The 20162-nt window shown below is 69.4% G+C and carries 15 protein-coding genes and 1 tRNA gene; 5 read left to right on the plus strand and 11 right to left on the minus strand.

Going from position 1 to position 20162, the window contains the following annotated elements:
• Positions 1-1210: 1210 nt before the first annotated feature.
• On the plus strand, positions 1211-2584 hold the full coding sequence (locus RPQ07_RS27865; protein ID WP_313946956.1) for a pyridoxal phosphate-dependent decarboxylase family protein: 1374 nt from the start codon (positions 1211-1213) through the stop codon (positions 2582-2584).
• Entirely contained in the window at positions 2581-4023 is a 1443-nt protein-coding gene (locus RPQ07_RS27870) for a lysine N(6)-hydroxylase/L-ornithine N(5)-oxygenase family protein (RefSeq protein WP_313946957.1), read from the plus strand. Before RPQ07_RS27865 ends, RPQ07_RS27870 begins: the two co-directional genes overlap by 4 nt.
• 22 nt (positions 4024-4045) lie before the next feature.
• On the opposite strand, the gene RPQ07_RS27875 is transcribed toward RPQ07_RS27870, so the two are convergent.
• Positions 4046-5845: a bifunctional metallophosphatase/5'-nucleotidase gene (locus RPQ07_RS27875; RefSeq protein ID WP_313946958.1), complete on the minus strand. Its 1800-nt coding sequence runs from the start codon at positions 5843-5845 to the stop codon at positions 4046-4048.
• Between the two features lie 175 nt (positions 5846-6020).
• Between RPQ07_RS27875 and RPQ07_RS27880 the strand changes: the two genes are divergently transcribed.
• Entirely contained in the window at positions 6021-6734 is a 714-nt protein-coding gene (locus RPQ07_RS27880) for an SIMPL domain-containing protein (RefSeq protein WP_313949050.1), read from the plus strand.
• A 145-nt stretch (positions 6735-6879) separates the two neighbouring features.
• Positions 6880-8313: a pyruvate kinase gene (gene pyk / locus RPQ07_RS27885; RefSeq protein WP_313946959.1), complete on the plus strand. Its 1434-nt coding sequence runs from the start codon at positions 6880-6882 to the stop codon at positions 8311-8313.
• Positions 8314-8342: 29 nt separating this feature from the next.
• Here the strand turns inward: pyk and RPQ07_RS27890 are convergent, their stop codons facing one another.
• Both RPQ07_RS27890 and RPQ07_RS27895 read right to left on the minus strand, forming a co-directional pair.
• Positions 8343-9113 (minus strand): helix-turn-helix domain-containing protein, encoded by a 771-nt coding sequence (locus tag RPQ07_RS27890; RefSeq protein ID WP_313946960.1) that lies wholly within the window; start codon positions 9111-9113, stop codon positions 8343-8345.
• A gap of 108 nt (positions 9114-9221) precedes the next feature.
• Positions 9222-9296, minus strand: a tRNA-Leu gene (locus RPQ07_RS27895).
• A 99-nt stretch (positions 9297-9395) separates the two neighbouring features.
• Between RPQ07_RS27895 and RPQ07_RS27900 the strand changes: the two genes are divergently transcribed.
• A complete protein-coding gene (locus RPQ07_RS27900) occupies positions 9396-10049 on the plus strand; it encodes an ANTAR domain-containing response regulator (protein WP_313946961.1) in 654 nt (217 codons plus the stop codon).
• 113 nt (positions 10050-10162) lie between these two features.
• Here the strand turns inward: RPQ07_RS27900 and RPQ07_RS27905 are convergent, their stop codons facing one another.
• From RPQ07_RS27905 to RPQ07_RS27940, 8 genes are all read right to left on the minus strand, one after another.
• A complete protein-coding gene (locus RPQ07_RS27905; RefSeq protein WP_313946962.1) occupies positions 10163-10879 on the minus strand; it encodes an ABC transporter ATP-binding protein in 717 nt (238 codons plus the stop codon).
• Positions 10876-11766 carry an ABC transporter ATP-binding protein gene (locus RPQ07_RS27910; RefSeq protein WP_313949051.1) on the minus strand — a complete coding sequence of 297 codons (891 nt, stop codon included), beginning with the start codon at positions 11764-11766 and terminating at the stop codon, positions 10876-10878. Before RPQ07_RS27910 ends, RPQ07_RS27905 begins: the two co-directional genes overlap by 4 nt.
• Before the next feature lie 5 nt (positions 11767-11771).
• Positions 11772-13508 carry a branched-chain amino acid ABC transporter permease gene (locus RPQ07_RS27915; RefSeq protein WP_313949052.1) on the minus strand — a complete coding sequence of 579 codons (1737 nt, stop codon included), beginning with the start codon at positions 13506-13508 and terminating at the stop codon, positions 11772-11774.
• A gap of 5 nt (positions 13509-13513) precedes the next feature.
• Positions 13514-14446 carry a branched-chain amino acid ABC transporter permease gene (locus RPQ07_RS27920; protein ID WP_313946963.1) on the minus strand — a complete coding sequence of 311 codons (933 nt, stop codon included), beginning with the start codon at positions 14444-14446 and terminating at the stop codon, positions 13514-13516.
• Between the two features lie 103 nt (positions 14447-14549).
• Positions 14550-15779, minus strand: coding sequence for a branched-chain amino acid ABC transporter substrate-binding protein (locus RPQ07_RS27925; protein ID WP_313946964.1), 1230 nt, complete (start codon positions 15777-15779; stop codon positions 14550-14552).
• An 869-nt stretch (positions 15780-16648) separates the two neighbouring features.
• Positions 16649-17050 carry a hypothetical protein gene (locus RPQ07_RS27930; protein ID WP_313946965.1) on the minus strand — a complete coding sequence of 134 codons (402 nt, stop codon included), beginning with the start codon at positions 17048-17050 and terminating at the stop codon, positions 16649-16651.
• Between the two features lie 130 nt (positions 17051-17180).
• Complete coding sequence (locus tag RPQ07_RS27935; protein ID WP_313946966.1) at positions 17181-17657, minus strand: hotdog fold thioesterase; 477 nt, start codon at positions 17655-17657, stop codon at positions 17181-17183.
• 100 nt (positions 17658-17757) lie between these two features.
• Positions 17758-20031, minus strand: a complete 2274-nt coding sequence (locus tag RPQ07_RS27940; RefSeq protein WP_313946967.1) for an FdhF/YdeP family oxidoreductase — start codon at positions 20029-20031, stop codon at positions 17758-17760.
• Positions 20032-20162: the final 131 nt, after the last annotated feature.

The following is a 20162-nucleotide window of genomic DNA, read 5'->3' on the forward strand; positions in this document are numbered from 1 at the left end:
TGAATGCCCCCGCGACCTGGTCGCCGGTCGATACGTCCGGCTGCTGAACGCGTTGCTGTGGTGTTGCTGCCGCGGCGAAGCCGGCGGTTCGACCGCCGTCTCCCGCGTGGCGTCGCCACCTGCGAGCGCGTACCTCCGCCGGGGGCGGCGGTTGTTGCGTGGGGCGCCTGCGGTGAAGTCGTCGTGCTCGTGCGCGAGTTGATGCGCCAAGCCGCTACCGCGGCGAACCCGGCGGTTGGACGCCGTCTCCTGCGTGGCGTCGCCGCCGGCGAGCGCGCACCTGGGGCGCCATTTGTCGAGTGGGGCCTTCCGTGAAGTCGCTGTGCTCGTGGCGAGTTGGCGGCGGCGTTGCTGCCGGGGCGACCCCGGCGGATCGACCGCCGTCTCCCGCGTGGCGTCGCCACCCGCGAGCGCCACCTCCGCCGGGGGCGCCGGTTGACGCGTGGGGCCTTCCGTGAAGTCGCCGTGCGTGTGGCGAGTTGATGCGCGGAGCCGCTGCCGGGCGCCGCCCCCGCGCGCTGCCCGCAAGTGGACGCACGCGTGCCGCCCACGCTGCCCCGTAAGCCTCCAGCGCCCGCAGGCGAACGCCACGATTCCCGTCCCTCGGATGCCGGTTGTCACGCGCCACCGCACCCTGCAGCCTTCCGCGTCCGGGCGGCCGATGAGCGCTGACGCACGGGGGCACGCCCTGCTGCCCCGGGAGTCCCCGGCCCCCGGGGGGCCTGTCTCGCGCAGGCGCACACCACGATCCCGTCCCTCGGATGCCGGCTGTCACGCGCCACCGCACCCTGCAACCCTCCGCGTCCGGGCGGCCGATGAGCGCTGACGCACGGGAGCACGCCCCGTTGCCCCGGAAGTCCCGGGCCCCGGGTCGCCTGTCTCGCACGGGGGCGCACGCCACGAACCCCCGTGCCCCGACCGCCGGTTGACCCCCCCCGCTCCCGCACCCCGGCGCGCGAGTCAGCCCGTCGAACACCACCGGCGGCCCGGCGCGGACTCCGCACACCCCTCGCCCCCCGCTCCCGCACCCCGGCGCGCGAGTCAGCCCGCCGAACACCACCGGCGCCCCGCCGCGGACCCCGCACACACCTCGCCCCCCCCGCCCACCTTCCCCGCGCGCCAATACCCCTTGCCCGTCCCTGTCGTTGAGCATCGTGCGCACCCTCATCACCCCGGGGTGACCAGCCCGGCGACACCCGAAGGAACCTCCATGAGTACGCCGCCTCTCGCGGGAGGAACCACAGGCCCCGACGCCCTGCGGCCCCTGCTCGACGTCGTGCTCGACGCCCTGCGCGACGGCGCGGCCGGCCGCGGTGGGCCCCTGCCTCCCGGGGGGCCCGGGCCCGTCGCCGTGCGGCTGCTCGAGGCGGCCGGGGTCGTTCTCCCCGAGCAGGGGACCGGTGCCGAGGAGGCGCTGCGCAGCCTCGTACGCGCCCTCACGCACGGCGCCGCCGACCCCGCGGACCCCCTGTGCGCGGCGCATCTGCACACACCGCCCCTCGCCCTCGCCGTCGCCGCCGATCTCGCCGCCTCCGCGCTCAACCCCTCCATGGACTCCTGGGACCAGGCACCCGCCGCCTCGGAGCTGGAGACCGCCGTCGCCCGAGCCCTCGCCCACGAGGTCTATCCCGCGGCGCCCGCGCCCGACGCCCTGTTCACCACCGGCGGTACGGAGTCCAACAGGCTCGGGCTGCTCCTCGCCCGCGAGCGGCACGGCGCGGTCCAGGTGATCTGCGGCGCCGCCACCCACCACTCCGTGCACCGGGCCGCCTGGCTGCTCGGACTGCCCGAGCCGGTGGCCGTCCCCGCCGGATCCGGTGTGCTCGACCCCGCCGGTCTCGACGAGGCGCTCACGGACCTCCCGGGACCCTGCCTCGTTGTCGCCACCGCGGGCACCACCGACACCGGGCGAATCGATCCTCTGCCCGAGATCGCCGACCTCTGCGCGCGCCACGGCGCCGAACTCCACGTCGATGCCGCCTACGGCGGCCCGCTGCTCTTCAGCGACCGGCACCGCGGCCTGCTGACCGGGCTGGAGCGCGCCCACTCCGTCACCCTCGACCTGCACAAACTCGGCTGGCAGCCCGTCGCCGCCGGAGTGTTCGCGGTGCCCGACCGGTCCCGTCTCGACCCGCTCGGCGTCCGGACCGAGTACCTCAACGCCGACGACGACACCGAAGCCGGACTGCCCGACCTGCTCGGCCGTTCGCTCAGCACGACACGGCGGCCCGACGTCCTCAAGGTCGCCGTCACGCTCCGAGCCCTCGGCCGCGCCGGACTCGGCGAGCTCGTCGACCGCGTCTGCGCCGCCGCCGGTCAGCTCGCGGACCTCGTCGACCGGCACCCCGGGCTGGAGCTCCACGACCGCCCCGCCCTCTCGACGGTGCTGTTCCGGCCCGTCGCGGCCGACGACGAGCAGACCGCGCGGATCCGCCGTGTCCTGCTCACCGAAGGCCGTGCCGTGCTCGGCCGCGCCCACGCCGACGGCCGCCTCTGGCTCAAAGCCACGCTCCTGAACCCGCACGCCACAACCGGCGACCTGGAAAAACTGCTCGAACTCGTGGAAGGCAGCACCCACCGATGACCGGTACGCCCGCACCCGAACCGTCCCACGCCCCCGAGGGAACCTGGGGGGACACCCAGCCCCTCGACCTCGTCGGCATCGGCATCGGCCCGTTCAACCTGTCCCTCGCGGCCCTCGCCGACGGCGTCCACGGCGGGCTCACCACCGCCTTCTACGAACAGCGGCCGGCCTTCAGCTGGCACCCCGGACTGCTGATCGAGGGCGCCACCCTCCAGGTCCCCTTCCTCGCCGACCTGGTGACCCTCGCCGACCCGGCGAGCCCCTGGAGCTTCCTGAACCATCTGCGCGCCCGCGAGCGGCTGTTCCCCTTCTACTTCGCCGAGAAGTTCCACATCCAGCGTGCCGAATACGACGCCTACTGCCGCTGGGTCAGCGACAATCTCCCCGGTCTGCACTTCGGCCACCAGATCGACGCCGTCCGCTGGAACCCCGAACGCGCCCTGTTCGAGGTCGACTTCACCCAGCTCGACGCCGACGGCGAGGCGGAGGCACTCGGCCGCAGCTACGCCCGCAGCATCGTCCTCGGCGTCGGCACCGAACCGTACGTCCCCGAACCGCTGCGCCCGCTCGCCGAGGCCCCCGCCGTCCCCGTGATCCACTCCGCCGACTACCTCGACCACCGGGAACGGCTGCTGGAGGCCGAGCACATCACGGTCATCGGCTCCGGACAGTCGGGCGCCGAGGTCTTCCTCGACCTGCTGCGGGCCCGCCCCGCCGGCGCGGAGAAGCTGCACTGGCTCGCCAGGACCGAGGCGTTCGCCCCCATGGAGTACTCCAAACTCGGCCTGGAGCACTTCACCCCCGACTACACCCGCTACTTCCACGCCCTGCCCGAGCAGACCCGCGACCGGCTCGTCCCGCAGCAGTGGCAGCTCCACAAGGGCATCGCCGGCGACACCGTCGCGGCCATCCACGAGGAGCTCTACCGCCGGACCCTGCACGGCGGCTGGCCCGACGCTGTTCTCACACCCGGAGTCGGCGTCCGCACCGCGGGCCGGGTCGCCACCACCAAGATCGAACTCCATCTGGAACACCTGCAGCAGGGCACCCGCTCCCGCCTCACCACCGACGCCGTCATCCTGGCCACGGGCTACCGCGAGCGCCCCGTCGACCGGATGCTCGCCGGACTGGACCCGTACATCCGCCATGACGCCTCCGGCCGGCCACGCGTCGACGGAGAGTTCAAGCTCGTCCTCGACGAATCGGTGACCGGCTCGGTGTATGTGCAGAACGCGGAGAAGCACAGCCACGGCGTCGGCGCGCCCGATCTCGGCCTCGCCGCCTGGCGCAGCGCCGCCATCCTCAACTCCCTGACCGGCAAGGAGCCCTACCCCATGCCCCGGCGTACGGCCTTCACCAGCTTCGGCCTGGAACGCCGGGAGGCGCCCAGGGTCCCCGGGCAGGCGATGGAACTCACGCCCCTCGCCCAGGGAAACTGAACGCCTCCCGACACGCGGACGGTCAGAAGACCGGCGTGCCCTCACGCGTCAGCTTCCAGCCCACCGACGCGAACTGCGCCGGGTCCACCGTGCCCTTCGCCGTCACCCAGGAGATGATCGTGTTGCGGATCTCCTCCGAGTTCGCCCACAGCTGCTGGGAGCCCGCCACATGCGGGAAGTTGCCGCCGCCGCTCGCCCGGTAGTTGTTCACGGCGAGCACGAACTGCGCCGCCGGGTCGATCGGCTCGCCGTCGAAGGACAGCGCGGCGATCCGCGAGCCCGCCGGCTTCGCGATGTCGATCTCGTACGTCAGACCCGAGATCGCGTCGTAGTTGTAGTCCGGCGTGTTGTCGGCGTTCGTCAGCTTGGCCGTGTCCACCGGGCCACCCGCCGGCGTCTGCACGTAGTACCGCGCCGAGAACTCCAGATAGTCCTTCAGCTGCGCGCCCGTGAGCAGCCGCGCCTCCAGCGTGTTCTCGAACGGATACAGCCCCGCGGCGTCCTTGATGGTCACGTTGCCGGCCGGGATCGCCGCGGTCCGCGAGAAGCAGGACGCCTGCGAGAGCACCGGCAGCGCCGCCCACTGGCCGCCGGCCAGCGCCGCCTTCACCGTCTCCTGCTGGACGTGGTTGATCAGATCGATGATCGGCTCGTCCTTCCACGGCGCATCGGCCGTGGTCATCGCGGTGACGGAGGTGCCGATGACCTGGTTGACGTACGCGACGACCTTCTTGTGCTCGTCGCCGAGCAGCCGGGTGATCTTCGGGTCCTCCTCGACGGTGTTCGAGTTCAGCACCTGGGCGCCGACCTTCTCCACCGTCCAGCGGCCCTTGCTCCACACCAGGTCGAAGTCGAACAGGGTGAGCCGCTGGCCCCACTTCAGCGGTTCGGAGAGCACGACCTTCGCGCCGGTCTCCTTGTTGGTCACGAAGTACTCGGCGATCTCGGTGTGCGCGTGACCGACGAGGATCGCGTCGATACCGGGCACCTGCTCGGCGACCAGACCGGCCGCGTTCTCGATGTGCGGCAGCTGGTCACCGTAGGACGAGGTACCGCTGGAACCAGAGTGGGCGGAGACGATGACGACGTCGGCGCCCATGGAACGCAGCTTCGGCACCCACTTGGCGGCCTGCTCCTCGAGACCCGGGAAGACCATCTTGCCCTGCACATTGGCCTTGTCCCAGATGGCGATACCCGGGTTGGTGAGCCCGAGGACCGCGACCTTCACATCCCGGCCGCACGGCGTGGACATGCGATGCATGCTGTACGGCGCGAACGCCGGGCGCAGCGTCTTGGCATCCAGCGCGTTGGCGCCGAGCAGCGGGAAGCGGCACTGCTCCTCGAACTTGCGCAGCACCGGGATGCCGTAGTTGAACTCGTGGTTGCCGAGCGCCGCGGCGTCGTAGTCGATCGCGTTCATGGCCTGGGCCATGGGGTGCACCGGACCGCGCTTGGCCGTGATCGGGTCGACCTTCGCGTAGTAGTACGACAGCTGGGTGCCCTGGATGGTGTCGCCGGCGTCGATGAGCAGCGTGTTGCGCCGGCCCTTCTCCTCGCGGATCCGGTTCACCAGCGTGGAGATCTTCGCCAGGCCCACATCGTTGTGCGCCTTGTCGTCGAACTCCTTGTCGGTGAAGTAGTCCCAGTTGAAGACATTGCCGTGCAGATCGGTGGTGCCCATGACGGTGAACGAGTACCGCTTCGGCGGACGACCGGAGGCACGCTCGTCGGCCGCGGCGGGCACGGCGGCGCTGCCGGCGATGGCCACCCCGGCCCCGGCGGCGGCGGATCGCTCCAGGAACGTCCTACGGTTCAGCGGCATTTCGTATCCCTCGTTCTCTCGGTTCACAGGCACAACGCGCGTAGATTCTGGCCCAGGGGCGGTGCCGTGCGACACCCCCCGCGGGTTTCGATCTGGTGTCTGCCGGTCGCACACCCGGGATGCGAGAGTGGCGGACACGACCGCCGGCACGACCACGCCGTACGAGGGAGTCACCGTGACCACCGACGCACCGCCCACCGCCGCGCCGTACGGCACCCCCGAGACCCCGCGGGTCGCCGTCCGCGGCGAAGCCCGCCTGGAGTTCGACCCCGAGATCGCACGGATCGGCGTCGCCGTCAGCGCACGCGGCACCGACCGGCGCACCGCACTCGAAGACCTCACCCACCGCAACACGGCGGTCCTCGACCTCATCAAGTCCTACGGCGACGCCGTGGAGAAACTGGAGACCGGCGCCTTCTCCATCACCCCCGAACTCACCCGGCACGGCCGTGCCGAACGCATCCGCGCCTACCACGGCCGGGTGCACATCACCGCCGAACTCTCCGACTTCACCGCCCTCGGCGAACTCACCACCCGCCTCGCCGACCTCGACCTCACCCGGGTCGACGGCCCCTGGTGGGCGCTGCGCCCCGACTCACCCGCCCACGGCGAAGCCCGCCGGCAGGCGGTGCTCGAAGCCGTCCAGCGCGCCCGGGAGTACGCGGAGGCCCTCGGCGCACGCCTCGCCGCGCTGGTGGAACTCGCCGATCTCGGAGCCGAGAACGCCGTCGGTTACGGAGTGCCACCGGCCCCCGGCGGAATGCGCATGGCCGCCTACGGAGCGGCCGACAGCGCCGAGATGGCCCCCGCACTCGACCTCGAACCACAGCGGCAGACGGTCTATGCGCAGGTCAACGCCCGCTTCACCATGACGCCCCCGGCACTGTGACGGCCGGGTGCCCCGATCGGCGCAATTGCTCATCGGAGCGCCCCCGCGCACAATTCAACACTTGTCAATAAGCCTTCACGTAAAGGTTGTTGAGTAGTCATGCCCGGCCAATTCTCTACCCGTCGGTAAGCTCTAGGCTCGAACCATGCGCCGAGCAAAAATCGTTTGTACTCTGGGGCCCGCCACCGACTCGTACGACCAGATCAAGGCACTGGTCGAGGCCGGAATGGACGTTGCCCGATTCAACCTCAGCCACGGCACCTACGCCGAGCACGAGGAGCGCTATCAGCGCGTACGCAAAGCGTCCGACGAAACGGGCCGCAGCGTCGGTGTCCTCGCCGACCTTCAAGGTCCGAAGATTCGCCTCGGACGCTTTCGTGAAGGTCCCGTACTGCTTGAACGCGGCGACGAATTCGTCATCACCGTCGAGCCGATGGAGGGCGACCGCCACATCTGCGGCACCACCTACGACGGACTCGCCGCCGATGTCACCACGGGTGAGCGCATCCTCGTCGACGACGGCAAGGTCGCCCTCGAAGTGACGGCGGTCGACGGCCCCCGGGTCACGACCACCGTGATCGAGGGCGGCATGGTCTCCGACCACAAGGGCCTCAACCTCCCCGGTGTCGCCGTCTCCGTCCCCGCCCTGTCCGAGAAGGACATCGACGACCTCCGCTGGGCCCTGCGGATCGGCGCGGACATCATCGCCCTCTCCTTCGTCCGCAGCGGCAAGGACATCGAGGACGTCCACCGCATCATGAAGGAGGAGGGGCGCCGGCTCCCCGTCATCGCGAAGGTCGAGAAGCCGCAGGCCGTCGACAACATCGACGACATCGTGGCCGCGTTCGACGGCATCATGGTCGCCCGCGGCGACCTGGGCGTCGAGATGCCGCTGGAGCAGGTCCCGATCGTCCAGAAGCGCGCGATCAAACTCGCCAAGCGCAACGCGAAGCCGGTCATCGTGGCCACGCAGATGCTGGACTCGATGATCGAGAACTCCCGCCCCACCCGCGCCGAGGCCTCCGACGTGGCCAACGCCGTCATCGACGGCACCGACGCCGTGATGCTCTCGGGCGAGACGAGCGTCGGCAAGTACGCGGTCGAGACGGTCCGCACCATGAGCCGCATCGTCGAGGCGGCCGAGGAGGACGTACTCGCCAAGGGCCTTCCGCCGCTGAACGACCGCAACAAGCCCCGCACCCAGGGCGGCGCGGTGGCCCGCGCGGCCGCCGAGATGGGCGACTTCCTGGGCGCCAAGTTCCTGGTCGCGTTCACCCAGTCCGGCGACACGGTCAGGCGGCTCTCCCGCTACCGCTCCCCGATTCCCCTGCTGGCCTTCACCCCCGACCCGGCCACCCGCTCCCAGCTCAACCTCACCTGGGGAGTGGAGACCTTCCTCGGCCCGCAGGTCGGCTCCACCGACGCGATGGTGGCCCAGGTCGACGAGGAGCTGCTGAAGATCGGCCGCTGCCGGAAGGGCGACATCGTGGTGATCACGGCGGGCTCGCCGCCGGGTGTCGCGGGCTCGACGAATCTGGTGCGGGTGCACCACATCGGCGAGGACGACAGCCCGAAGTAGGTGGCACGGGCCGGAGTGCGGACGCGTGCTCAGTACTTCGGCCCGATGTGCTGGTCCATGAGGGCGACGGAAGCCCGGCGGGCGACGGAGATGTTCTGCGCGTCGCGCGACTGGTTCGCGGACTTCCACTCGACGCCGACCCTGTTCAGGGCGTCGGTGAAGAGTCCGACGATGTCGGTCGATGCGTTGGTGAAGAAGTAGCGAGGGTATTCGTAGCGTTTGCGCTCGCCGTCGACGAGCCGGGTCGTCCAGTTGATGATCCGGCATCCGTCTGAGTGGATGAGTCCGCGGAGGAAGTCCCAGGCGCGGGCGTCCACGATCTCCTGCTGCCAGGGTTCGAGGACAATGGCGCGCTCGTGCTTTTTGCCGGGGCCGTGCTGGGGGAACAGACAGGGCCAGTGTTTGCTGTAGGCCGTCACGTACTGACAGCCCTCGCTCCGCACACGCATCACCTTGTTGCCGGGGCGGATTGCCCTCATGCTCTCGGCGCAGAGATCGATGAGGCCGGGCCAGGCATCGGCACAGGCGATGCGGAGGGAGTGCACGCCGGCGCGCAGAGAACTGATGCAGCCGTCACCGAGGTAGAGCCCCAGGAGATAGGAGTAGGCGGCAACGTCCGCGGGCGGTCCGGGCATGTCGGTACAGCGCGGGCAGGGCGTACTCCCGCTGGAAGGGTCGGGGCACAGAAGCCACGATCGTACGGTCGAGCGGGAAACGCCGGTTTCCTTGCTCACGGAGTTCAGACTTCGGCCCTGCGCAACGAGCGTCAGCGCTCGCCTGCGGTATTCGATGTCGTACATACGGCCGAGCCTGGCCGGAGTGTGGCGTCCTGGTGACCGATCCGGGAACGGTCACACATTCGTGCGGAGAATCGCGATTCCCGCGTGACCTTGGAAGTGAAGGAAAAGTGCCCCGGGTCGGACTCGAACCGACACTGTATGGGTTTTGAATCCATTGCCTGCTGCCAATTGGGCTACCGGGGCTGGCGCAATCAAAGGTTACCCTCGACCACTGAGCCCCCACCCTACCGCAGCTCGGTAGGCTCTTGGGGAGCTGTATCTGTGCCGCACCAAGGAGCCCACGTGACCGCCCCCGACTCGCCCCAGCCCCCCACCGACGACGACGCGTCGCACGTTCCCCCGCTCACCACCCGCGTCGTCATCGCGGAGGACGAGGCCCTCATCCGTCTCGACCTCAAAGAGATGCTGGAGGAAGAGGGCTACGCGGTCGTCGGCGAGGCCGGCGACGGACAGCGCGCGGTCGAGCTCGCCCGGGAGCACCGGCCCGACCTGGTCATCCTCGATGTGAAGATGCCGGTCCTGGACGGCATCTCGGCGGCGGAGAAGATCGCCGAGGAGTCCATCGCGCCGGTGCTGATGCTGACCGCGTTCTCGCAGCGCGACCTCGTGGAGCGGGCCAGGGACGCGGGCGCGATGGCGTACCTGGTGAAGCCGTTCAGCAAGAGCGACGTGGTCCCCGCGATCGAGATGGCGGTGTCCCGCTTCACGGAGCTGAAGGCGCTGGAGAAGGAGGTCGCGGACCTCTCGCAGCGGCTGGAGACGCGCAAGCTGGTGGACCGTGCGAAGAGCATTCTGCAGACGCAGTACGGCCTGACGGAGCCGGCCGCGTTCCGCTGGATCCAGAAGACCTCGATGGACCGCAGGCTGTCGATGCAGCAGGTGGCGGAGGCGGTCATCGAGGACGCGGAGGAGAAGAAGGCGGCGAAGGAGCAGTAGGTTCCGGCCTCTTGCCTGTCGTACGCCTCGTACGCCCCGCGCAGCACGTACGAGAAGGGCCCGCACCCCCTGATCCCGGGGTGCGGGCCCTTCTCTGTGCGGGTGCGGGTCGGTCAGTCCTCGCCGAGGTACGTCTTGCGGACGTTCTCGTCGTGCAGCAGGCTCTCGCCCGTGCCGGTGAGCTTGATCTCGCCGACCTCCATCACATGGCCGTAGTCGGCCAGCGAGAGAGCCGCCTGGGCGTTCTGCTCCACCAGAAGGATGGTGGTGCCCCGGGACTTCAGCTCGGAGATCGTCTCCATGATCTTCTGCATCATGATCGGGGAGAGACCCATGGAGGGCTCGTCCAGCATCAGCAGCTTCGGCTGCGACATCAGCGCGCGGCCCATCGCCAGCATCTGCTGCTCACCGCCCGAGAGGGTTCCGGCGGCCTGCTTCCTGCGCTCTCCCAGGATCGGGAACAGGTCGTAGGCGCGCTGGATGTCCTTCTCGATGCCCGCCTTGTCGGTGCGCAGGAACGCGCCGAGCTGGAGGTTCTCGGTGATCGACAGACGCGGGAAGATGTGCCGGCCCTCGGGGGAGTGGGCCAGGCCCAGCGACACGATCTTGTGTGCCGGAACTCCCGTGAGCGGCTTGCCGTCGAAGACGATCCGTCCTCCGGCGGGCTTCAGCAGTCCGGACAGCGTCCGCAGCGTCGTGGTCTTGCCGGCGCCGTTGGTGCCGATGAGGGTCACGACCTGACCGGCCTCGACGCTGAAGGAGATGCCCTTGACGGCCTCGATCTTGCCGTAGGCGACCCTGAGGTCCTCGACCTCCAGAAGTGCGGTCACTTGGCGTCCCCTTCCGGGCTGGTGGTGCTGGTGGTGCTGGTGGTGCTCTGCGTCTCGGCGGCCTCGACCTCGGCCGCCTCCGCCGCACCGGGCTCACCCTCGAAGGGCGTTCCCAGGTAGGCGGCCACGACGCGCTCGTCACCCTGGACGACCTGGGGCGTGCCCTCGACGAGCTTCTCGCCCTGGACGAGACAGGCGACGCGGTCGCACAGGTTGAAGATGAAGCGCATGTCGTGCTCGATGACGAGTACGGCGATGCCCTGGTCCCGGATGGCGAAGATGAGCTCTTCGGCCGCCCGGGTCTCCTGCGGGTTCATGCCGGCCGTCGGCTCGTCGAGGAGCAGCAGGCCGGGGTCGCTCGCGAGTGCCCGGGCGATCTCCAGCTTGCGCTGTTCGCCGTAGGGCAGGTTGCGGGCGAGGTGGTCGGCCTTGTGGTCGAGCCCGATGAACTCCAGGAGTTCCATGGCCCGTGCGTGCGACGCGGCTTCGGCCTTCTTGAAGCCGGGGCCGCGCAGCAGCGCCGACCAGAGGCCTTCCTTGGTCCGGGTGTGCCGTCCGACGAGGACGTTCTCCAGGACCGTCATGTTGGCGAAGAGCCTGATGTTCTGGAACGTCCGGGCCACACCGGCCTTGGTGACGAGGTGCGGCTTGGGCGGCAGGACCGAGCCCTTGTAGCTGACCTTGCCCTCGGTGGGGATGTACAGACCGGTGAGGCAGTTGAAGAAGGTGGTCTTTCCCGCACCGTTCGGGCCGATGAGGCCGACGATCTCGCCGGCCCGCACCGTGAGGTCGACCGAGCGCACGGCGGTCAGACCGCCGAAGCGCATGGTGACTCCGGTCGCTTCCAGCACGGCCTCGGCCGTGGTGGTCGTGGTGGTGGTCGTCATGTCGTTCACGCCCCAGCCTTGGCGATGCCGACGCCGGAGTCGGGCAGACCCTTTTCCGGTACGTCGAGTTGATCGTTCTCGTGGTACTCGAGCTGGGCGCGGCGGTTGGCGATGAGGCCCTCCGGGCGGAACCGCATCAGCAGGATCAGCGCGATACCGAAGCCGAGGAGCTGGTAGTCCTGGAGGAACTGCAGCTTCGCCGGGATCATGTAGAGCAGTGTGGCGCCGAGGAGCGGTCCGCTGATGGTGCCCATACCGCCGAGGATGACGGCCGCCAGCAGGAAGGCGGAGTTGGGCGGGACCGGGCCGGCGAACTGGTACATCTCCGGGACGACGGTGTGCTGGACGTGTGCCTGCACGGTGCCGGCGAGGCCGGCGAGGGTCGCGCCGAGTGCGAACGCGATGAGCTTGACCCGGAAGCCGTTGATGCCCATGGCCGTCGCGGCGGTCTCGTCCTCGCGGATGGCCACCCAGGCGCGGCCGATGCGGGAGCTGCCCGCCCGGCTGAAGACCAGGACGACCAGGACCATCGCGAGCAGCATCAGCAGATAGTAGTTGGCGTAGCTGCCGAGCTCGATGCCCGCGATGGTGTGCGACTCCCCGAAGTTGTACCCGAAGAAGTTGAGGTCCGGGATGTTCGGGATGCCGTTCGGGCCGTTGGTGATCTGGGGGCCCGAGACACCGTCGAGGTTGCCCATCGCGATGCGGAAGATCTCACCGAAGCCGAGGGTCACGATGGCGAGGTAGTCGCCGCGCAGCCGCAGGGTCGGTGCGCCGATGACGACACCGAAGATCAGTGAGACGGCCGCACCGGTGAGGACGGCGGCCCAGAACGGGAAGTGCACGTCGAACGCGGATGCCGTCGAACCGGAGACGAGGGCGGCGGTGTACGCGCCGACGCCGAGGAAGGCGACGTAACCGAGGTCGAGCAGGCCCGCGAGGCCGACGACGATGTTCAGGCCCAGGGCGACGGTCGCGAAGATCAGGATGTTGACCGCGATGAGCGTGTACGTGTCGGTGTTCTGCGTGAAGGGGAACGCGGCCGCCGCGACGAACGCGGCGATGAGGGTCACCTGGCGGTACTTCGCGGTGAGCCCCGAGAGCCGCGCGACGAGCCCGGCCTTGAAGAGCGCCGCCACGGCGAAGCCGACGGTGATGAGGTAGCCGGTGAACAGCTCGGCGTACTCGGTGTCGATGCCGTAGGTGATCACGTACATGCCGACGGCGAACGCGGCGACCACGATGAGGATCTCGGCCCAGGAGGGGAGTTCCTTGGGGCGCTGCGCCTTGCGGGTGTCGTCGGGGAGCATGAAGGCGGCGGCGACGGGGATGGCCGAGGTCACGGCCGCGACATAGCCGCCCGGCTCGAGGTTGATCACGCCGCCGAGTTCGACGGCGATGGCGATGACCGTGAACCAGGTGGTGCCGAAGGCGCCCAGTGCCAGCAGCTGCAAGGCCTTGGTGGTGCCTGTGGGGGCGAGCCAGCCGAGGCCCTTGATGCCCAGCGAGGCGAGTGCGAACAGGACGATGACCAGGCCCGCCACGAGGGTGAGGACCTGAAGCCCGCCCGGGTATCCGTAGACCGTGAGGTCACCGGGGAACTCGGAGGTGTACGTCCAGGACATGAAGGTGCTGGCGATGGTGGCGATTCCGCCGACCGCGGCGAGCCAGCGCAGCGCGGTGACGCGCGAGGCGTTGTCCGACGCGGGGACGTCGGTCGTCTTGGTGATGTCGGTGGTCATCGTTCTCACGCCCGATCCGCGACGCGCTCACCCAACAAGCCCTGCGGCCTGACGAGAAGCACGACGATGAGAAGTACGAATGCCCAGACGTTGGACCAGGCGCCACCGCCGAGCTGCTGCATTCCGGGGATCTCTTCGATGTACGCGATCGACAGGGATTCCGCGAGACCCAGGACGACGCCGCCGACCATGGCTCCGTAGATGTTGCCGATGCCTCCGAGGACCGCGGCGGTGAACGCCTTGAGTCCGAGGATGAAGCCCATCTCGAAGTTGATCTGGCCCTTGTCGAGTCCGTACGCGACCGCGGCGACCGCGGCGAACGCGGCACCGATGGCGAACGCCATCACGATGATGCGGTCGGTGTTGATACCCATCAGCTTCGCGGTGTCCGGGTCCTGGGCGGTGGCCTGCATGGCCCGGCCGCTGCGGCTCTTCGAGACGAAGATGCCGAGGCCGAGCATGCACAGCGGTGCGAGGACCAGGACGAAGGCGTCGGCGCGCTGGATGCTGAGGTTGTCCAGGATCTTGAAGGACTCGCCGGTGAACTCCGGGAAGCTCCGGGCCGCCTTGGCGTCGGGGTAGAAGCCCCAGATGAGTTGCTGGAGTGCGATGGACAGGCCGATCGCGGTGATCAGGGGCGCCAGCCTGGGGGCGCCTCGCAGCGGCCGGTAGGCAAAGCGTTCCGCGGCGGTGGCAACGGCGACGGAGGCTATGGCGCCGCCGATGATCATGAGGGGTATCGACACCAGAAGTGATGTTCCGCTGGGGAGCATCAAGTAGGTGGTGAGGGCGCCGAAGCCCCCGATCATGAAGATCTCGCCGTGGGCGAAGTTGATGAGCTGGACGATGCCGTAGACCATGGTGTACCCGATGGCGATGAGGCCATAAAGGGCACCGAGGGCAAGGCCGTTGGCCAGCTGTTGCGGCAGTTCGTTCACCGCAGGGCCTCCGATGAGCGTGTCGGATATGACACCGCGCGAGGGCGCTGTTTGCGCCCTCGCGCGGCCTGGTTCATGTGATGCAGGGGGGTAATGCGGTGGATCAGTCCTCGAACGTGGCGCTCTTGACGTCCTTCCAGTCAGCGCCCGTGACCTTGTAGACGGTCAGCTGCTTGTTCGTGGTGTCACCGAACTCGTCGAAGGCGACCTTGCCGGAGACGCCGTCGAACGACACCTTGGACATGGCCTCGACGACCTTGGCGCGGGCGTCGTCCGGCACCTTGCCGTCGTTGGCGGCGACGACCGCCTTGACCGCCTGGATGATGGCCCAGCCGGCGTCGTAGGAGTAGCCGCCGTACGCCGCGTACGGGTCCTTGTAGCCGCCGGCCTGGTAGTCGGCGATGAACTTCTTGGCGGTCGGGAGCTTCTCGACCGGGTAGCCGACCGAGGTCGCCAGGTCACCGTCGTTCGCGACACCGGAGGCCTTGATGAAGGCGGGGTCGTAGATGCCGTCGCCACCCATGGTGGGGATCTTGGCTCCGGCCTTCTTGACCTGGTCCGAGAGCAGACCGCCCTCGGGGTACTGGCCACCGAAGTAGACCGAGTCCGCGCCGGACGCCTTGACCTTGTCGGCGGTGGAGGAGAAGTCGGTCTCCTTCACCGTGACGTGGTCGGTGCCGGCGATGGTGCCGCCGAGGCGCTTGAACTCCGCGGAGAAGATCGCGGCGAGGCCGGCGCCGTAGGTCTGCTTGTCGTCGACGACGTAGACCTTCTTCTTCTTGGCGTCGTTGTACAGGTACTGGGCGGCGAACTTGCCCTGGATGACGTCCGTGGTGGCGGTACGGAAGTACGTCTTGAACGGACGCTTCTTCTCGCCCTTGCCCCAGTTGTCGCCCTGGGAGAGGGACGGGTTGGTGTTCGCGGGCGAGACCTGCGTGAGGTTCGCCGTGTTGAACACACCCTGCATCGACTGGGAAACGCCGGAGTTCAGCGGGCCGACGACACCGAGAACATCCTTATTGCCTACGAGTTTGGTGGCGTTTGCCTGACCCGAGGCAGGAATTGCCTGGTCGTCATAGGATTCGACCTTGAATTCAACGCCGGGGACCTCGTTGTTCTTGTTCGCGGTCTTGGCCGCGAGGTCCACGGAGTTCTTGATTCCCTGGCCCAGGGCGGACAGCGAGCCCGTCAGCGGGGCGTCCACACCGATGACCACGGTGGTCTTGCCCCCGCTGTCGTTGCCCTTGTCGTCGTCGCGCGAGCCGCAGGCGGTGAGAGTGAGTGCTCCCGTGGTGACCACGGTGGTGAGAATGAGCAAGGAACGGTTGCGCACGATAAGTCCTTTCCCTGGCGCGGCCCCTCCCCTGAGGTGCCGTTTGGTCGCCGGGCCGTACTGGGGGGTACACGGCCGTGCTTGTGATGCGCCCGGCGGCGCGGTGACTGGCCGTGACTCTAAGCGGAGCCGACGGGGTCGGGGAGCCGGGAAGTCAGGATGTGACGCTCTTGTTATGCCAAGGCCAAGACTTGGTGGGGGAGTGTGGACAGATCGGGCGCACATTTCACCGGCGTTTCAGCCCACATGGTGAGAACGCGCAGTTCCGCTAAGGGGCTTGGGGCGATCTTGGTACTGACATCGGCAAGATCGAGAAAAGGCCGCACGGAAGCCCATTCGTGACGAGCTGGTGAACCGCCCGGTTGGATTTCCCGCTCGCGCATCCATTACGGAGCGTGATGACCGCAGCGGCCGCGGCGGCGCCGCGGCGCGCCGTCGTTCTTCTCCCGCGACGGCGCGGTGGTCAAGATCCATGCCCGAAGCGGGCTCCGTCGGCGACCGTCGCCGGTGGCGGACCGGAGGCTCCCGGACGCGATGGCGGATCGTCCGGCGAGCGCACGATAATCGGTGTTCCGTGTACGACTGTCGTGGTCAGGGGCCGCCTGAATGGCCGTACTCCGCTGCCTGGTTGACGCCGGGGCCGCCCGTTCGGTCCCTGTACGTCTCCGGTGTCTCCGGGGCTCCGGCGCATCGCCGGTGGACGCCCCGGAACCATTGAACCGCGGGGAGGGCGCGAGGTGTGTCGCGGCCCCCACGAGTACAGCGCGTCGCCAACGCGCCGGGATGCGGCGGCTCTTGGTGCCTGGCCTCGCCGCGGCAGCTCTGTGTAACCGTCGCGGCGGGAGGTGCTGCGACGCCGTGCCGGCGTGTCATCGCGGTGGGCGCCAGTTCTCCGAGCTGCCGGTCGCGCCGTTCCGGGCGGCGCAGCGTTCGCGAGCCTGTCTGTCGATCAACGCGAGTGCCTTTTCGCGGCCTTGGCGCCGTTCCTCGGAGCGGCCCGCGGCGACGATCTCCTCGTGGATCGCGTACTGCTCGTTGGACAGCCCCTTCTGCTCCCAGTCGATTCCGGCCGCCTTGCTGCCCTTGAGGGTCTCTTTGGCCCAGTAGGACACGAGACTTGTGCAGATGTCCGCCGCCGAGGACGCGCGGGGAGCGGTGGTTGGGGCGCCGGACCCGCCGGAGGTGCCGTCCGCGGAGCAGCCCGCCGTCGCGCAGGCGAGCGCCAGCGCGCACGCGGCCAGGGAGGCGGCGGGGTGCCGGGCAGTCCTCATACGCCGACGCTAGAACGTCACGATGGGTAACTCAACAGAGCTGCGTGTAGCAGGGCGGCGGGCATCGATCTGCCCGGGGGGCGGCAGCCGCGGAGTTCCCGTGCTGTCGCTCCCCGGGGCGGGGCTGCGGTCAAGAAGCGGAGCTCGGCGCTCCGCCCGCGTCCCGCAGCAGACACGTCAGCCGCGCCGTGCACACCCTCTTGCCCTGCTCGTCCGTGATCACGATCTCGTACGTCGCCGTCGAGCGGCCCCGGTGCACCGGCGTCGCCACGCCGGTCACCGTGCCCGAGCGCACGCCCCGGTGGTGCGTGCAGTTGAGGTCCACCCCGACCGCGATCTTGCCGGTGCCGCCGTGCAGCATCGAGCCCACGGAGCCGAGCGTCTCCGCGAGGACGGCCGAGGCGCCGCCGTGCAGCAGTCCGTACGGCTGGGTGTTGCCCTCGACGGGCATCGTGCCGACCACCCGCTCCGCCGAGGCGTCGGTGATCTCCACGCCCATACGGTCGCCCAGGGTCCCCGCCGAGAAGAGCGCGGGCAGGTCGACCCCGAGCTCCGCGTACTCGTCGATGACCTCTTGCGGGAAGTTGACGGTCTTCTGCTCGCCCATGGGGCCCGGCTCCGTTCTGCTGCCTTGCGTGCTGTGTGCACCGTCTTACCAGATGCCTGAGCGAACGCTTAGCCCGGGCGGGATCATTCCCGCCCCGCCGTCATCCGGCCTGCTCGAACCGCACCACCACGGACTTGCTCGCCGGTGTGTTGCTGGTGTCCGCGGTCGAGTCCAGCGGCACCAGCACATTGGTCTCCGGGTAGTACGCCGCGGCGCAGCCCCGGGCGGTCGGGTAGTGGACCACCCGGAAACCGGCGGCCCGCCGCTCCACGCCGTCCTTCCACTCGCTGACCAGATCGGTGTACGAACCGTCGCCGAGGCCCAGCTCGGCCGCGTCGTCCGGGTTCACCAGGACCACCCGGCGGCCGCCCTTGATCCCGCGGTAGCGGTCGTCGAGACCGTAGATCGTGGTGTTGTACTGATCGTGCGAACGCAGGGTCTGGAGCAGCAGCCGGCCCGCGGGCACCTTCGGGTATTCGATCGGCGCGGCCGTGAAGTTGGCCTTGCCGGTGGCCGTCGGGAAGCGCCGTTCGTCGCGCGGGGCGTGCGGCAGCGTGAAGCCGCCGGGCCGGGCAATCTTCGTGTTGAAGTCCTCGAAGCCCGGCACCACGCGCGCGATGCGGTCCCGGATCGTTCCGTAGTCCTTCTCGAACTCCTCCCACGGCGTCAGCGACTCCGGCCCGAGGACCGCCCGCGCCAGCCGGGCGACGATCGCCGGCTCGGAGAGCAGATGAGGGCTCGCCGGGGCGAGGTTGCCGCGCGAGGCGTGCACCATGCCCATGGAGTCCTCGACGGTCACCACCTGGCGTCCGCCGGCCTGGACGTCCTTGTCGGTGCGCCCCAGTGTGGGGAGGATCAGGGCCCGCGCACCCGTGACGGCGTGCGAGCGGTTCAGCTTGGTCGAGACATGGACCGTGAGCCGGGCCCGGCGCACGGCCGCCTCGGTGACCTCGGTGTCGGGTGTGGCGCCCACGAAGTTGCCGCCCATGGCGAAGAAGACCTTCGCCTCGCCGTCCCGGAGCGCCCGGATCGACCGTACGACGTCGAATCCGTGGTGGCGCGGCGGCGCGAAGCCGAACTCCCGCTCCAGGGCGTCCAGGAACGCCGGGGCGGGCCGCTCGAAGATGCCCATGGTGCGGTCGCCCTGGACGTTGGAGTGCCCGCGCACCGGACAGACACCGGCGCCCGGGCGGCCGATGTTGCCGCGCAGCAGCAGGAAGTTGACGACCTCTCGGATCGTCGCCACGGAGTGCTTGTGCTGGGTCAGGCCCATCGCCCAGCACACGACGGTCCGCTTCGACTCCAGCACCATCGCCAGCGCCCGCTCGATGGCGGCTCGGTCCAGGCCCGTGGCGGCCAGCGTCTCGTCCCAGTCGGCGGCCCGGGCCGCGGCGGCGAACTCCTCGTACCCGTGGGTGTGTTCGCGGACGAACTCCTCGTCGACGGCCCCCTGCGTCTGAAGGACCAGCTTGTTCAGCAGCCGGAACAGGGCCTGGTCGCCGCCGATGCGGATCTGGAGGAACAGATCGTTGAGCGCGACGCCCTTGATCATGCCGAGCGGGGTCTGCGGATTCTTGAACCGCTCCATGCCCGCCTCGGGCAGCGGGTTCACCGACATGATCCGCGCGCCCGCCGCCTTCGCCTTCTCCAGCGCGGAGAGCATCCGGGGGTGGTTGGTGCCGGGGTTCTGGCCGGCCACGATGATCAGGTCCGCCTGGTGGAGATCCTCCAGCGAGACACTGCCCTTGCCGATGCCGATCGTCTCGGTCAGCGCCGAGCCCGAGGACTCGTGGCACATGTTCGAGCAGTCGGGCAGGTTGTTGGTGCCGAACTCGCGGGCGAAGAGCTGGAGCAGGAACGCCGCTTCGTTGCTCGTGCGGCCCGACGTGTAGAAGAGAGCCTCGTCGGGGGAGGAGAGCGCGGTCAGCTCCTCGGCGATGATCTCGAAGGCCCGGTCCCAGCCGACCGCTTCGTACCGGTCTGCGCCCTCGGGCAGATACATGGGCTGGGTGATCCGGCCCTGCTGACCGAGCCAGTACCCACTGCGCGAGGCCAGGTCCGCGAGTGAGTGCCGGGCGAAGAAGTCGGGGGTGACCCGCCGCAGCGTCGCCTCCTCGGCGACGGCCTTCGCGCCGTTCTCGCAGAACTCCGCCGTGTGCCGGTGATCACCCTCCGGCCAGGCGCACCCGGGGCAGTCGAAGCCGTCCTTCTGGTTGACCTTGAGGAGGGTCTGCGCGGTCCGCCGCACGCCCATCTGCTGCCGGGCGATCTTGAGTGTGTACCCGACGGCGGGCAGGCCGGCCGCCGCGCGCTGCGGTTCGGCGACCTGCGGAGCGTTCTGGACCGGATCACCTGCGGGCGGCTTGCTGGCCATCGTGCTCCCCCTCGGGCGCGTTCCTGTGTCGTATGCATCCAATCCTGTCACGGGCGCCGCCGATCCCGTCACCCGTCGCTCCGGAGTGCTCGGCGGCGGGCGGTGTGAGCGGCAATGTCAGTGGTCCGTGG

It is taken from the genome of Streptomyces sp. AM8-1-1 (assembly GCF_032229325.1).
Taxonomy (GTDB): Bacteria; Actinomycetota; Actinomycetes; order Streptomycetales; family Streptomycetaceae; genus Streptomyces; species Streptomyces achmelvichensis.